Annotated in this window: 12 protein-coding genes; 8 read left to right on the top strand and 4 right to left on the bottom strand. The window is 67.6% G+C overall.

Annotated elements, in window-relative coordinates; translation table 11 throughout:
- Nucleotides 1-166 precede the first annotated feature (166 nt).
- Both ACRDTL_RS10645 and ACRDTL_RS10640 read right to left on the bottom strand, forming a co-directional pair.
- On the bottom strand, nucleotides 167-964 hold the full coding sequence (locus ACRDTL_RS10645; RefSeq protein WP_431506671.1) for a family 1 encapsulin nanocompartment shell protein: 798 nt from the start codon (nucleotides 962-964) through the stop codon (nucleotides 167-169).
- Complete coding sequence (locus ACRDTL_RS10640) at nucleotides 961-2,031, bottom strand: Dyp-type peroxidase (RefSeq protein ID WP_431506670.1); 1,071 nt, start codon at nucleotides 2,029-2,031, stop codon at nucleotides 961-963. The genes ACRDTL_RS10645 and ACRDTL_RS10640 overlap by 4 nt, the downstream gene beginning before the upstream one ends.
- On the opposite strand from ACRDTL_RS10640, the gene ACRDTL_RS10635 reads away from it, so the two are divergent.
- From ACRDTL_RS10635 to purM, 7 genes are all read left to right on the top strand, one after another.
- Nucleotides 2,030-3,283 carry a M18 family aminopeptidase gene (locus tag ACRDTL_RS10635; protein WP_431506669.1) on the top strand — a complete coding sequence of 418 codons (1,254 nt, stop codon included), beginning with the start codon at nucleotides 2,030-2,032 and terminating at the stop codon, nucleotides 3,281-3,283. The genes ACRDTL_RS10640 and ACRDTL_RS10635 overlap by 2 nt on opposite strands.
- A 53-nt stretch (nucleotides 3,284-3,336) precedes the next feature.
- Nucleotides 3,337-5,628, top strand: a complete 2,292-nt coding sequence (purL, locus tag ACRDTL_RS10630; protein ID WP_431506668.1) for a phosphoribosylformylglycinamidine synthase subunit PurL — start codon at nucleotides 3,337-3,339, stop codon at nucleotides 5,626-5,628.
- A gap of 38 nt (nucleotides 5,629-5,666) precedes the next feature.
- Complete coding sequence (locus tag ACRDTL_RS10625; RefSeq protein WP_431506667.1) at nucleotides 5,667-7,391, top strand: alpha/beta hydrolase; 1,725 nt, start codon at nucleotides 5,667-5,669, stop codon at nucleotides 7,389-7,391.
- A gap of 23 nt (nucleotides 7,392-7,414) precedes the next feature.
- Nucleotides 7,415-8,035, top strand: a complete 621-nt coding sequence (locus ACRDTL_RS10620; RefSeq protein ID WP_431506666.1) for an Rv0804 family intramembrane glutamic endopeptidase — start codon at nucleotides 7,415-7,417, stop codon at nucleotides 8,033-8,035.
- 138 nt (nucleotides 8,036-8,173) lie between these two features.
- Nucleotides 8,174-8,599, top strand: a complete 426-nt coding sequence (locus ACRDTL_RS10615) for a sterol carrier family protein (protein WP_431506665.1) — start codon at nucleotides 8,174-8,176, stop codon at nucleotides 8,597-8,599.
- Nucleotides 8,600-8,732: 133 nt separating this feature from the next.
- On the top strand, nucleotides 8,733-10,274 hold the full coding sequence (gene purF, locus ACRDTL_RS10610) for an amidophosphoribosyltransferase (protein WP_431506664.1): 1,542 nt from the start codon (nucleotides 8,733-8,735) through the stop codon (nucleotides 10,272-10,274).
- Between the two features lie 56 nt (nucleotides 10,275-10,330).
- The gene (purM, locus tag ACRDTL_RS10605; RefSeq protein ID WP_431506663.1) at nucleotides 10,331-11,437 is read left to right on the top strand and encodes a phosphoribosylformylglycinamidine cyclo-ligase; all 1,107 of its coding nucleotides are present in this window, start codon (nucleotides 10,331-10,333) and stop codon (nucleotides 11,435-11,437) included.
- 14 nt (nucleotides 11,438-11,451) lie between these two features.
- Here the strand turns inward: purM and ACRDTL_RS10600 are convergent, their stop codons facing one another.
- Both ACRDTL_RS10600 and ACRDTL_RS10595 read right to left on the bottom strand, forming a co-directional pair.
- Nucleotides 11,452-11,634, bottom strand: a complete 183-nt coding sequence (locus ACRDTL_RS10600) for a DUF3073 domain-containing protein (RefSeq protein ID WP_431506662.1) — start codon at nucleotides 11,632-11,634, stop codon at nucleotides 11,452-11,454.
- Nucleotides 11,635-11,780: 146 nt separating this feature from the next.
- Nucleotides 11,781-12,875: a YgfZ/GcvT domain-containing protein gene (locus ACRDTL_RS10595; RefSeq protein ID WP_431506661.1), complete on the bottom strand. Its 1,095-nt coding sequence runs from the start codon at nucleotides 12,873-12,875 to the stop codon at nucleotides 11,781-11,783.
- A gap of 57 nt (nucleotides 12,876-12,932) precedes the next feature.
- Between ACRDTL_RS10595 and ACRDTL_RS10590 the strand changes: the two genes are divergently transcribed.
- On the top strand, nucleotides 12,933-13,805 hold the full coding sequence (locus ACRDTL_RS10590; protein ID WP_431506672.1) for an aminodeoxychorismate lyase: 873 nt from the start codon (nucleotides 12,933-12,935) through the stop codon (nucleotides 13,803-13,805).
- Nucleotides 13,806-13,815: the final 10 nt, after the last annotated feature.

The following is a 13,815-nucleotide window of genomic DNA, read 5'->3' as shown; positions in this document are numbered from 1 at the left end:
CGCAGCGGCACAGGCAGGCGCACAGCCCCTGCCCGCCCAGGCGCACGGCGCTCAATCCAAACCGGGGTTTGCCCAGCCCACACCACAACTGGCCATATGTTGCAATGACTACTTGACAATGCCCGGCATGTCGGCCGGGGACGCGCACGCTCGCGGGAAAGGTGGGTTAGGAGCCGAGGCACACCGACGCTTCGGCGGTATAGCACAGGAACGTCATCGTCTCCTGCAGATACAACTGCACGGTGTCGGCGTCTTGGGAGAGGTAGCCGATCGCCACATCGGTACCCAGCTGCAGGTCGAAATCGCCACCGCGAGTGGTCAGTACGATCGCGCCGTCAATGGCCGGCGCCCAGATGATCTCGCCCTCGATCAGCCGGCGAATATGCTCGCGGATCGGATAGCCGTGTTCGGTGGTCTCGCTGACCTTCGTGTATGCGTCGGCGGACAACAGCACCGAGTATGGGCCGCCCACTCCGGCCAGTCGCAGCCCGGATAATGCCTGCGAGATGACGTCGGGGAAGGCGCGAACGTCCTTGGGTGACTTCAGCGCCGGGTTGGAGCTCGCACTTCGGATGCCCTCGATCGACGCCGCCGGATAGCCTTCGAAGATAGCCCGGTCTTCGACGAAAGCCAGCTTCTTGGCGGCGGCCTTGACCGGCTCCCAGTCGGAGTCTTGCGAACCGCGCTCCACGTCGTCGATCTCCGAGCGCGACAGCGTGAACGGGACCCGCAGCCGCACAAGGGGCTTGCTCGCCCGCAGGTGTGCGGCGACTCCATCAGTGGGCGCCTTCACATCGGTCAGCCGACCCGTGCTGACCGCCGCGGCTACCGGCCCGGCCGGCTGGCTGACGTCGACCACCCGGCGTCCGGCGATGTGACGTTTGAACGTTCGCGACGCCTCGAGTTCGATTTCCGCCCAGGCCTCTTCGGTGATCGGCGCCAGATCGCGGTACAGGTTGTTCATCGAGAGTCTCCTTTCAGACTGCCGATCGCCAATGAGCCGTCCCGGGGTGCGCGATCCGCCGGCGGAGCCGCCGCAGGCGATTGCGGCAACGGCGGCGGATCATCCAGGAAGTCGATGGTGGGAGAGAAGAACATGCCGCCGGTGAGCGCGGTGGAGAAGTCCAGGATGCGGTCGGTGTTGCCGGGCGGATCGCCGAGGAACATGTTGCGCAGCATCTGTTCGGTGACAGCCGGGCTGCGGGAGTATCCGATGTAGTAGGTGCCGTATTCGCCGGTGCCGATCTCGCCGAACGGCATGTTGTGCCGAATGATCTTCAGTTCATTGCCATCGTTGTCTTCGATCACGTTCAGCGTGAGGTGCGAGTTGGCCGGTTTGTCGTCGTCGTCGAACTCGATGTCCTCCAGCTTGGTCCGCCCGAACGCCCGTTCTTGCTCGGTGACCGACAACGCATTCCAGCCCGCCATGTCATGCACGTACTTCTGCACGTGCACGTAGCAGCCGCCGGTGAAGTCGGGGTCCTCGTCGCCGATCTGCGTGGAGCTGAGGGCCAGCGGACCGTCGGGATTCTCGGTGCCGTCGACGAAGCCGAGCAGGTCCCGGTTATCGAAGAACCGGAAACCGTGCACTTCGTCGACGATCGTGATCGCGCCGGCCATGGCGTCGACCAGCCGGGTCGCCAGCTCGAAACAGACATCCATCGTCTCGGCGCGGATGTGGAACAACAGATCGCCGGGGGTGGCCGGGGCGACGTGTCGCGGGCCGTCCAACGCGATGAACGGGTGCAGCTCAGCGGGTCGCGGGCCGGCGAACAACCGGTCCCACGCATCGGAGCCGATCGAGGTGATCACCGACAGCCGTTTCGTCGGATCGCGGAACCCTATCGCGCGCACCAGTCCGGAGATGTCCGGCAGCGCCTCGTGTACGGTCTGCTCGCCACCCTCGTCGATGGTTATCACCAGAAAGATCGCGGCGGGCGTCAACGGTGCGAGCACGGGTTGCGGCTGCACGGCGATCACGGTTTCGACCCTAACGTCCCAATGGGCGGGCTGATGAAAAGATGGGGACATGACGGCGACGGCACCGGGCCTGTGCGAATTCATCGATGCTTCCCCGTCGCCGTTTCACGTCTGTGCCGGCGTGGCGGAGAGGCTGCGCGCCGCCGGATACACCGAGCTGGCCGAGGCCGACGAGTGGCCGCACCCCGGCCGGTTCTTCATCATCCGGGCGGGCTCGTTGGTGGCGTGGAACGCAGACGCCGAGGGTCGGCCATTTCGCATCGTCGGCGCCCATACCGATAGCCCCAATCTGCGGGTCAAACAATATCCCGACCGCTCTGTCGCCGGATGGCAGATGGTGGCCTTGCAGCCTTACGGGGGTGCCTGGCTGAACTCGTGGCTGGACCGCGACCTGGGGATCAGCGGGCGCCTATCGGTGCGGGACGGCGCCGGCATCGCTCACCGATTGGTCCGGATCGACCAGCCGATCCTGCGAGTACCGCAGCTGGCCATTCACCTGGCCGAGGACCGCAAGTCGGTCACGCTGGATCCGCAGCGCCACGTCAACGCGGTATGGGCCGCCGACGAGACCGGCCCGTCGTTTCTTGGCTATGTCGCCGAGCAGGCCGGCGTGGACGCCGACGACGTCCTCGGGTTCGATCTGATGACCCACGATCTGGCGCCGTCGGCGGTGTCGGGGGTTGGTGGCGAATTCGTCAGCGCCCCGCGGCTGGACAACCAGGCGAGCTGCTACGCGGGGACGGAGGCCTTTCTGGCCGCCCAACCAGGCGGATACCTGCCGGTGCTGGCACTGTTCGACCACGAGGAGGTCGGCTCAACCTCCGATCACGGCGCCAACTCCGAGCTGCTGCTGAGCACACTGGAACGGATCGTGCTTGCCGCTGGCGGTGGTCGCGAGGACTTCTTGCGCCGCCTGCCCGCATCGATGGTGGCCTCCGCCGACATGGCGCATGCCACCCACCCCAACTACCCCAATCGCCATGAACCCGGGCATCCGATCGCGATCAACGGGGGACCGGTGCTCAAGGTGCAGCCCAACCTGCGCTACGCCACCGACGGTCGCACCGCCGCCGCGTTCGCGTTGGCCTGCCGGCAGGCCGGCGTCGCACTGCAGCGCTACGAGCATCGCGCCGACCTGCCGTGCGGCTCGACGATCGGACCGATGACGTCGGCCCGCACCGGCATCCCGACCGTCGATGTCGGCGCCCCCCAGCTGGCCATGCACTCGGCACGGGAGCTGATGGGTGCCCACGACGTCGCGGACTATGCGGCGGCGCTGCGGGCGTTCCTTTCGCCCGGTTGATCAGGCTCGGCGGGCGATCGAGAGAAACGAGACGCGGACTTTAGACTGTCTGCGTGACTGCTGGGCTGACCCATACGGTGGATACCGTCGAACGGGCCGCAGCCACCCCTGATCAGCCGCAGCCGTTTCGCGAGCTGGGGCTCAAAGACGACGAATACCAGCGGATCCGTGACATTTTGGGCCGGCGACCCACCGACGCCGAGCTGGCTATGTACGCGGTGATGTGGAGCGAGCACTGCTCCTACAAATCCTCCAAAGTTCACCTGCGTTACTTCGGTGAGACCACCAGCGACGAGATGCGGGCCGGAATGCTGGCGGGTATCGGGGAAAACGCCGGCGTCGTCGACATCGGCGACGGCTGGGCGGTGACGTTCAAGGTGGAATCGCACAACCACCCGTCCTATGTTGAGCCCTACCAGGGCGCGGCCACCGGGGTGGGCGGCATCGTGCGCGACATCATGGCGATGGGTGCGCGACCGGTCGCGGTGATGGACCAGCTGCGCTTCGGCCCGGCCGATGCTCCGGATACCCGCCGCGTGCTGGACGGGGTGGTCCGCGGCATCGGTGGCTACGGCAATTCGCTGGGCCTGCCCAACATCGGCGGTGAGACGGTCTTCGACGCCTGCTACGCCGGTAATCCACTGGTCAATGCGCTTTGTGTGGGCGTGCTGCGAACCGAAGATCTCCATTTGGCGTTCGCCTCGGGCACCGGAAACAAGATCATCCTGTTCGGCGCGCGCACTGGCCTCGACGGTATCGGCGGGGTGTCGGTGCTGGCCTCGGACACCTTCGGCGGTGACGAATCCGGACCGGGTCGCAAAAAGTTGCCCTCGGTGCAAGTCGGCGACCCGTTCACGGAGAAGGTGCTAATCGAGTGCTGCCTCGAGTTGTACAAGACCGGCCTGGTGGTCGGCATCCAGGACCTCGGTGGTGCCGGAATAGCCTGTGCCACCTCGGAATTAGCGTCTGCCGGAGATGGCGGGATGGCCATCGAACTGGATACCGTCCCACTGCGTGCGAAGAACATGACTCCCGCCGAGGTGCTCTGCAGCGAATCGCAGGAACGGATGTGCGCGGTGGTCGCGCCGGGGAACGTGGACGCGTTCTTGGCGGTGTGCCGCAAATGGGAGGTGCTGGCCACCGTGATCGGTGCGGTCACCGACGGTGACCGGCTACGGATCACCTGGCATGGCGAAACCGTCGTCGACGTGCCGCCCCGCACGGTGGCCCACGAGGGCCCGGTATATCAGCGCCCGGTTGCCCGCCCCGAGTCACAGGACGCGCTGAACACCGACCGGTCGAGCCGGCTGCCTCGCCCGACCACCGGCGACGAGCTGCGCGCGACTTTACTTGCGCTGCTGGGCAGTCCACACTTGTGCAGCCGGGGGTTCATCACCGAGCAGTACGACCGCTACGTGCGCGGTAACACCGTGCTGGCCGAGCACGCCGACGGGGGCGTGCTGCGCGTCGACGAGGCCACCGGCCGCGGGATCGCGGTGTCGACCGACGCGTCGGGGCGCTATGCGCTGCTGGATCCCTACACCGGCGCCCAACTCGCGTTGGCCGAGGCGTACCGCAACGTCGCGGTCACCGGCGCCACGCCGGTCGCGGTCACCAACTGCCTGAACTTCGGCTCTCCGGAAGATCCCGCAGTGATGTGGCAATTCGCCCAGGCTGTCCGTGGTCTGGCCGATGGCTGTGCGGCGCTTGGCATTCCGGTGACCGGCGGCAATGTGAGCTTCTACAACCAAACCGGCTCAACGGCGATCCTGCCCACCCCGGTTGTCGGGGTACTGGGCGTCATCGACGATGTGAGCCGACGTCTCCCTACGGCGATGGGCGCCGAACCGGGCGAGGCGCTGCTGCTGCTCGGTGACACCCGCGACGAATTCGACGGCTCGATCTGGGCGCAGGTCGCCGCCGACCATCTGGGCGGGCTGCCACCCACGGTCGACTTTGCCCGCGAAAAGCTGCTGGCCGACGTGCTGACCGCCGCCTCGCGCGACGGGCTGGTGTCCGCGGCCCACGACCTGTCCGAGGGCGGCCTGGCGCAGGCCGTGGTGGAATCGGCCTTGGCCGGCGAAACCGGTTGCCGCATCGTACTTCCCGAGAGTGCCGACCCCTTTGTCATGTTGTTCTCCGAGTCGGCGGGCCGGGTGCTGGTGGCCGTGCCACGCACCGAGGAGAGCCGGTTCGCCTCGATGTGCGAAGCGCGCGGGCTGCCCGCCATCCGCATCGGCGTCGCCGACCAGGGTTCGGACGCGGTCGAGGTCCAGGGGCTGTTCACCGTGTCGCTGGCGGAACTGCGCAGCACCTCCGAAGGCGTGCTGGCGGCACTGTTCTGATGAAAAGCACTCCGATAGACGACGTCACACACGAGTCAGTGCCGGACGAGGCTGGTGGCCGGCATCCGCTGCTGGTGTGGGCGTGGAGCCTGCTGCGGTTGAAGTTCGTCGGAGTGGCGTTCGGCGCGGTGTTCTTCTGCCTGTCGCTGACCCCATCGTTGCTGCCGCGAGACTGGCTCTTCCAAGGCCTGATCGGCGGCATCAACGCCGCGTTCGGCTACGGCCTGGGTGTGGTGATCGGTAAAGCGGTGCAGCACTTCGTGTTGCGCAACGCCGGTTGGTGGCCACCGTCGGCGCGGGTGCTGTTCGGGATGAAGGCAGCGGTGGTAGGCATTGCGCCGACCGCATGTGTCCTGATGCTCATCCCGGCCGCGTCCTGGCAGCGGCAGGTGTCGGCGCTGATGGGCATAGGTGGCCCGACGACCCCGGGTTACCTGCGCACGCTGCTCCTTGCGGTCGCGGTCAGCGGCCTGCTCGTTGCGACGTTCCGGGTTCTCATCGATGCGATAAAGTTGCTGGCCCGGATGTTGATCAGGCGCTGGCATCTGCACAGCGAGGTGGCGCTGTTCATCGGCACCGCGATCGTGGTGGCGCTGCTGGTCGCCCTGATCAACGGCGTGCTTGTCCGGGGCTTCTTCGCCGCAGCGAACGGTCTCTCCGAGCCGCAAAGCGCCGCCACCCCAGACGATGTATCACCGCCGATGTGGCCCGAAAAGTCGGCTAGCCCAACATCATTGGCATCCTGGGACACGCTGGGCTTTGAGGGGCGCAAGTTCGTCGCCGCCGGTCCACACGCGGCCGAGCTCACCCGAATCAACGGTCGGCCCGCCAGGGAGCCCATCCGGGTGTATGCGGGGCTGCACACCGCTGACAGCGATGAGGCCCGGATGAAGATGCTGATCAGAGAACTCGAGCGCACCGATGCGTTCAACCGCGAGCTGCTGGTCATCGTCCCGACCACCGGAACCGGCTGGATCAACCCGAAAGCGGCGAGCTCACTGGAGATGATGTACAACGGCGACACCGCGATGGTCGGCGTGCAGTACTCGTACCTGCCGAGCTGGATCTCGTTTCTGGCCGATGAGCAGAAGTCGATAGATTCCGGGCGGATGCTGATCGACACGATCCATGACTATTGGCAGCGGCTGCCGCCGGACCACCGGCCCAAGCTGGTGCTCTACGGCGAGAGCCTGGGTTCGTTGGCCGGGCAAAGCGCCTTCGGGTATCTGTCCGATATTTCGCGGATGGGTTTCGACGCCGTGCTGTGGGTCGGCCCACCACAAAGCAGTCGGTTGTGGCATGCGCTGGTCGTTCGGCGCGACCCGGGCACCACGGAGGTACGACCGCGCTATGACGACGGGCGAACCGTGCGGTTCTCCGAGGCCGTGACGCCGGCCGACATCGCCCGCGTCGCCGCGCCGCTCTGGGACGGTACCCGGGTGCTGTTTCTGCAGCACCCGTCCGACCCCGTCGTCTGGTGGTCGGCCGACCTGTTGTTCAGCCGACCGGACTGGCTTGTCGAACCGCCCGGACAGGATCGCACCGCATCGATGCGCTGGTATCCGATCGTCACCTTCTGGCAGGTCAGCGCAGACCTGACCAACGCCGAGGGTATGCCCGGCGGGCATGGCCACAACTACGGCGACATGGTGCTGGACGGGTGGGCGGCGGTGATCGCGCCGAACGGCTGGACCGCTGCCGACACCGAGCGGATGCGGGTTGCGCTGAAACAGTTCGAAGGTGCTGGCGGACACCAAAATTGAGGTGGCACCGAATTTTTCGCCGGATGTGGGCGCTGATGCTGGGCAGCGGGCTGGTTGGCTGGAGCTTTGTCAGTCCCCGGCTGCCGATGCCGTGGCGGGTGTCCGCGGGGGCCGGTCTGGCCGGAGTGCTGGCGCTACTCACCCGCGCTCCGCTGGGCCTTCGCCCGCCCGCGCTGCGGGCGGGATTGCGGCTGGGGCTGGCGGCCGGTGCCACCGGGGCCACCGCCGTTGCGGCGGCGACGTCGGTACCCCTGGTGCAGAGGTCGATGGCCGGCCGGGATCTGCCCCGCCCGGCGCCGGTCTGGCTGCTGTTGCGGATTCCGCTGGGTACGGTGTGGGCCGAGGAGGCGGCCTACCGCGCCGCGTTGGCCACCGCCGCCAGATGTGCGTTCGGTGACCGCGGTGGCCGGCTGGCGCAGGCCGCGGCATTCGGGCTTTCCCACATCGCCGACGCGCGCGCCACCGGCGAGCCGGTGGCACCCATCGTGTTGGCCACCGGTATCGCCGGCTGGGTATTCGGTTGGCTGGCAGAGCGTTCAGGCAGTCTGGCGGCGCCAATACTTACGCACCTGGCGATCAACGAGACCGGGGCAGTGGCGGCGTTAACGGTCCGCCGGCTAATGCAGACCGAACAGCAGGCGTGACCCTATCGAGGGTGCATCGTGGGTTTCGAGTGTGCCTCCTGGGCGCAGATTTCGGACAGATCCCGCCCTACGTTCACTTTCGACGCCAAGGATGCACTCTCGAATCCGCCGCGGTCGATGAACTTGAGACCATGAGGTATGCCCGCGCGTCACAGAATCGATCCGGCACGGACCCGGGCCGCGGTGCTGGCCTTGGCGGGGTGGTTGCGTGACGACGCCCGGCCCGCTCCCGACCGCGCCGAACTCGCGGTGGCCGTGCAGCTTACCGCCCGCACCCTGGCCGAGCAGGCGCCCGGCGCCGGCGTCGAGGTCCGGATTCCGCCATTCGTTGCGGTGCAATGCGTTTCCGGACCGCGGCACACTCGCGGCACACCGTCCAACGTCGTTGAAACCGACCCGCGGACCTGGCTGTTGCTGGCGACCGGGCTGCTCCAGCTGGCCGACGCCAAGGCCGCGGGAACACTGCACCTGTCCGGCTCGCGGGCCGGCGAGATCCAGGCGTTTCTACCGCTGGTGAGCCTGGCCGGCCGAGCCAGTGGCCATTGTGGCTCACGTGACAGCTGACGCCTCCCGGGAACGATTGCTCGCCGAAAGTCGTTAACCGAATGCGCAACACGCGTGCTCGATTGGGTGACTTGACCGGCGTCCCCGTAGACTTCGTTTTGTCACCGACCGCGCCCCAGGGAGCCGCCACACCGTGACCGCCCAGCAGCCGCCACTCGAGGAAAACCCGCCCGGCGAAGAGTGCGGCGTATTCGGCGTGTGGGCCCCCGGCGAGGAAGTCGCCAAGCTGACGTACTACGGCCTGTACGCGTTGCAGCACCGCGGCCAGGAGGCCGCCGGCATCGCCGTCGCCGACGGCTCCCAGGTGCTGGTATTCAAGGACCTCGGCCTGGTCAGCCAGGTGTTCGACGAGCAGACATTAGCCGCCATGCCGGGCCACGTCGCCATCGGGCACTGCCGCTACTCCACCACCGGACAAACCACCTGGGAAAACGCCCAGCCGGTGTTCCGCAACACCGCGGCCGGCACGGGAGTGGCATTGGGGCACAACGGCAACCTGGTCAACAGCACCGAGCTGGTGGCCCGCGCCCGGGAAGCTGGGCTGATCAACCCGCGGGTGCCTCGCGGCGCCACCACCGACTCGGACATCCTGGGCGCGCTGCTGGCCTACGGCGCGGCCGATTCCAGCCTGGAACAGGCGGCGCTGGAACTGCTACCGACCGTGCGCGGCGCCTTCTGCCTGACGTTCATGGACGAAACCACGCTGTACGCGGCGCGCGACCCGCACGGGGTGCGGCCGCTGTCGCTGGGCCGGCTTGACCGCGGCTGGGTGGTTGCCTCGGAAACCGCCGGGCTCGACATCGTCGGCGCCTCGTTCGTCCGGGACATCGAGCCCGGCGAATTGCTGGCGATCGACGCCGACGGAGTGCGGTCGACCCGCTTCGCCAACCCCACCCCGAAGGGCTGCATATTCGAGTACGTCTACCTGGCACGCCCCGACAGCACCATCGCCGGCCGATCGGTGCACGGCGCACGGGTCGAGATCGGTCGCCGCCTCGCCCGCGAGTGCCCGATTGACGCCGACCTGGTGATCGGGGTCCCCGAGTCCGGCACTCCCGCGGCGGTCGGCTACGCGCAGGAGTCCGGCATCCCCTATGGGCAAGGCCTGATGAAGAACGCCTATGTCGGGCGCACCTTCATTCAACCGTCGCAGACCATCCGTCAGCTCGGTATCCGGCTCAAGCTCAACCCGCTCAAAGAAGTCATCCGCGGAAAGCGGCTGATCGTCGTCGACGACTCGATCGTGCGGGGCAACACCCAGCGCGCGCTGGTGCGGATGCTGCGCGAGGCCGGCGCCATCGAAGTGCACGTGCGCATCGCCTCACCGCCGGTGAAGTGGCCCTGTTTCTACGGTATCGACTTCCCGTCGCCCGCCGAGCTGATCGCCAACGCCGTCAAAGACCAAGGCGAGCTGCTCGAAGCCGTACGGCATGCCATCAACGCCGACACCCTGGGCTACATCTCGTTGCGAGGCTTGATCGCCGCCGCCGAGCAGCCCGCCACGCGGCTGTGCACCGCCTGCTACGACGGCAAGTACCCGATCGAGCTGCCCGGCGAGACCGCGCTGGGCAAGAACGTCATCGAGCACATGCTGGCCAACGCGGCGCGCGAGGCCGGTGCGGACACCGGTATGACTCCGGAGGCCGAGCAGGCTGCCGTGCTGCGACATCCATAGTCCCCGCACGCGGGCGGTGCCCCTATTGCCGTGCCGACCGGTAGCCTTTAATCGCGATGACCGACCCTAAAAAAGGCCCGGGCAAGCGCTCGGGAAAAGACCCGGGCCCACGCGGCGTCACCTATGCATCGGCAGGAGTGGACATCGAGGCCGGTGAACGTGCTGTAGAGCTGTTCAAACCGTTGGCGTCCAAAGCCACCAGACCCGAGGTTCGCAGCAAGCTCGGTGGCTTCGCCGGATTGTTCGCACTGCGGGCCGGCTACCGTGAACCGTTGTTGGCCGCCTCCAGCGACGGGGTGGGCACCAAGCTGGCGGTCGCTCAGGCAATGGACAAGCACGACACGGTCGGCCTGGACCTGGTCGCGATGGTGGTCGACGACCTGGTGGTCTGCGGCGCGGAGCCGATGTTCCTGTTGGACTACATCGCCCTGGGCCGGATCGTGCCGGAGCGGCTCAACGCGATCGTCGCCGGTATCACCGACGGGTGCCTGCGGGCAGGCTGTGCGCTGCTCGGCGGGGAGACCGCCGAACACCCAGGCCTGATCGAACCAGACCACTACGACATCTCGGGCACGGCCGTCGGCGTGGTTGAGGCAGACGACGTGTTGGGTCCCGAGCGCGTCAAGCCCGGCGACGTCATCCTCGCGATGGGATCGTCCGGCCTGCATTCCAACGGATACTCGCTGGCTCGCCGGGTGTTGCTGGACATCGACCGGATGAACCTGGCCGGGCACGTGGAGGAGTTCGGCCGCACCCTGGGCGAAGAGCTGTTGGAGCCCACCCTCATCTATGCCAAGGACTGTCTGGCGCTGGCCGCCGAAACCCAGGTCAGCACGTTTTGCCACATCACCGGCGGTGGGTTGGCCGGCAACCTGCAGCGGGTGATCCCGCACGGGCTGGTCGCCGAGGTTGACCGTGGCACCTGGACACCGGCGCCGGTGTTCGCGATGATCGCGCAGCGTGGCCGGGTGGCGCGCGCCGAGATGGAGAAGACGTTCAACATGGGCGTCGGCATGGTGGCCGTGGTCGCCTCGGAGGACACCGATCGCGCTCTGGCCATTCTGACCGCCCGGCACTTGGACTGCTGGGTGCTGGGAACCATCCGCAAAGGCGGAAAGGAAGGCCCGCGAGCCAAGCTGGTAGGTCAGCACCCGAGGTTCTAAAACCCGTAGCGACGCTAGTCGCCTTCGTCGCCCCGAGGATCGTCGGCAAGTCGGTCGTCGCCGTCCAGCTGGTCGGAGTCCTCAGCATCCGAGCCGGACAGCTCACGCTGAAGCCGGTCGAAATCGGTTTGGGGGGAGCTGTACTTCAGCTCTCGAGCAACCTTGGTCTGCTTCGCCTTAGCCCGGCCGCGGCCCATGGGGGAACCCCCTCGCGCAATAACGGAGCGGCCCAAAGTAGGCGGCTCCGATCTGTCGGTGGTCTTTTTTGTCCTGCCGACAGTTTACCGTGCCCCGTGGTTGTGCGTAGGCCTGCCCTGCCGCTGCGAACAGCCGCAGCGGGCAGTCATCGGATAGAGCCGCGCAGTCGCTCGACGGCCGCCCGGCCGGCGCCGGCCACGTCGGCCGGCGGCAGGGAATCGGGGTCGATCACCGCGCTGACGTCGCCGTCCGCGCCAGTGATCAGAGCGGTGTCGGCGGGCAGTCCGCGCTTGAGCAGCGCCAGCGCCACCGGGCCCAACTCGGCGTGGTCGACGACGGTGCCCAGGCGGCCCACCGAGCGGCCGCCGGCCTGCACCGCGCCACCTGTCGTTGGCCGGTCTACCGACCCGTCGAGGTGCAGCAATGCCAGCATGCGGGGCGGTTTACCCAGGTTATGCACCCGCGCCACGGTCTCCTGCCCGCGATAGCAACCTTTGTCGAGGTGAACTGCGCCCAGCCCGGGACCGCCGATCCAGCGCGCTTCGTGCGGAATTGTGCGCTCATCGGTGTCGACGCCGAGCCGTGGGCGCACGGCCACCACACGGTGGGCTTCGTAGGCCCATACCCCGGCCGGACGAACCCCGGCCTGTGCCAAACTGCGCTGCCAGTCCGGCGACTGGCCGCGCACCACCAGCAGGTCCACCTCGATCTGGCCGTCGCGCGCACCAACCATCCGGCGCACGAACCCGCCGCCCGGCAACGGCGACGCCGCCATCTCGGCGGGCAACGCGTCGAGGCCCAGCGCGTCGAGCACCGCGCGGTCAGCGAGCCGCGGACCCAGCAGCGACAGCACCGCCAGGTCGGCCGGGGCAGGCGTCACGTCCGACCAGAACACCATCTTGCTCAGGTAAGCCAGCAGCGGCTCACCCCGCCACGGCTCGGTGTCGAGGAAGGTGACGCCGCCGAGTTCGGTCTGGATCCAGTGGTCTTCGACCCGGCCCTGCCCGTCCAAGCTGAGGTTCTGGGTGCTGGCGCCTTCCGGCAACTCACTGACGTGTTGCGTCGAGATGCTGTGCAGCCAGGCCTGTCGATCGGCGCCGGTCAGGGTCAGCACGGCCCGGTGTGAGCGGTCCACCAGCACGGCGTCGTTTTCGGCTGCGCGCTGTTCACCGAGTGGGTCGCCATAGTGCCAAGTGGCACCCGCGTCGGGTCCGGTGTCGGGGGCGGGAACTGCGGTCACATTCCAACTCTACGGGTCTGCCCGATAGGCTCTGGGTCCATGACGGACGACCCGGGTGTGGTCGTGACGCTCGACGGCAAAATCCATCCGGCGGGGACGCCGCTGCTGTTCGCCGATGAGCTGGCCGCGGTGCGTGGCGACGGCATCTTCGAAACACTGCTGGTCCGCGACGGCGGAGCCTGCCTGGTGGAAGCGCATCTGGGACGACTGACTCACTCCGCCAAACTCATGGACCTGCCCGAGCCGGACCTGCAGGTCTGGCGGCAGGCGATCTCGCTGGCTGCGCGACAGTGGTCGGCCAGCACCGCCGATGAGGGCGCGATGAGGCTGGTCTACAGCCGCGGTCGGGAGCGTGGCTGCACACCGACGGCGTATGTGACCGTCAATCCGGTCGCCGACCGGGTGGCAACTGCCCGCCGCGACGGCGTCGCCGCGGTGACGCTGCCCCGCGGGCTGCCCGCTGCCGGTGTCGACGAAATGTCGTGGCTGCTGGCCGGCGCCAAGACGCTGTCGTACGCGATCAATATGGCCGCGTTGCGGCACGCCGCGCGGCAGGGCGCCGGCGATGTCATCTTCGTCAGCTCCGACGGTTACGTTTTGGAGGGCCCGCGTTCGACGGTGGTAATCGCCGCCGACCGCAAGGCGGGGGCCGGCACCAGTCTGTGCCTGCTGACACCGCCGCCGTGGTACCCGATCCTGCGCGGCACCACCCAGCAGGCGCTCTTCGAGGTGGCTCGCGCCAAGGGTTACGACTGTGACTACCGTACTCTGCGTGTACCGGACCTCTTTGCAGCAGAAGGGATTTGGCTGGTATCTGGTATGACACTGGCAGCACGGGTGCATACCTTGGACGGTCAGGTATTGCCGCGTACGCCGATGGCAGCGGAATTCGCCGAACTAGTCGACGCCGCCATCGTCAGCGACCGCTGAATTCGGTTGT

Source organism: Mycobacterium sp. (assembly GCF_050700595.1).
GTDB lineage: Bacteria > Actinomycetota > Actinomycetes > Mycobacteriales > Mycobacteriaceae > Mycobacterium.
The sequence above is the reverse complement of the archived record's forward strand: the minus strand, read 5'-3'. Positions and strand labels throughout refer to the sequence as shown.

Excerpts from the sequence above, each read along its gene's own strand:
- ACRDTL_RS10635 (WP_431506669.1), top strand. The coding sequence starts at position 2,030 with ATGACGGCGACGGCACCGGGCCTGTGCGAATTCATCGATGCTTCCCCG.
- ACRDTL_RS10640 (WP_431506670.1), bottom strand. The coding sequence starts at position 2,031 with ATGTCCCCATCTTTTCATCAGCCCGCCCATTGGGACGTTAGGGTCGAA.
- ACRDTL_RS10645 (WP_431506671.1), bottom strand. The coding sequence starts at position 964 with ATGAACAACCTGTACCGCGATCTGGCGCCGATCACCGAAGAGGCCTGG.
- ACRDTL_RS10615 (WP_431506665.1), top strand. The coding sequence starts at position 8,174 with ATGCCCGCGCGTCACAGAATCGATCCGGCACGGACCCGGGCCGCGGTG.
- ACRDTL_RS10620 (WP_431506666.1), top strand. The coding sequence starts at position 7,415 with ATGTGGGCGCTGATGCTGGGCAGCGGGCTGGTTGGCTGGAGCTTTGTC.
- purM (WP_431506663.1), top strand. The coding sequence starts at position 10,331 with ATGACCGACCCTAAAAAAGGCCCGGGCAAGCGCTCGGGAAAAGACCCG.
- ACRDTL_RS10600 (WP_431506662.1), bottom strand. The coding sequence starts at position 11,634 with ATGGGCCGCGGCCGGGCTAAGGCGAAGCAGACCAAGGTTGCTCGAGAG.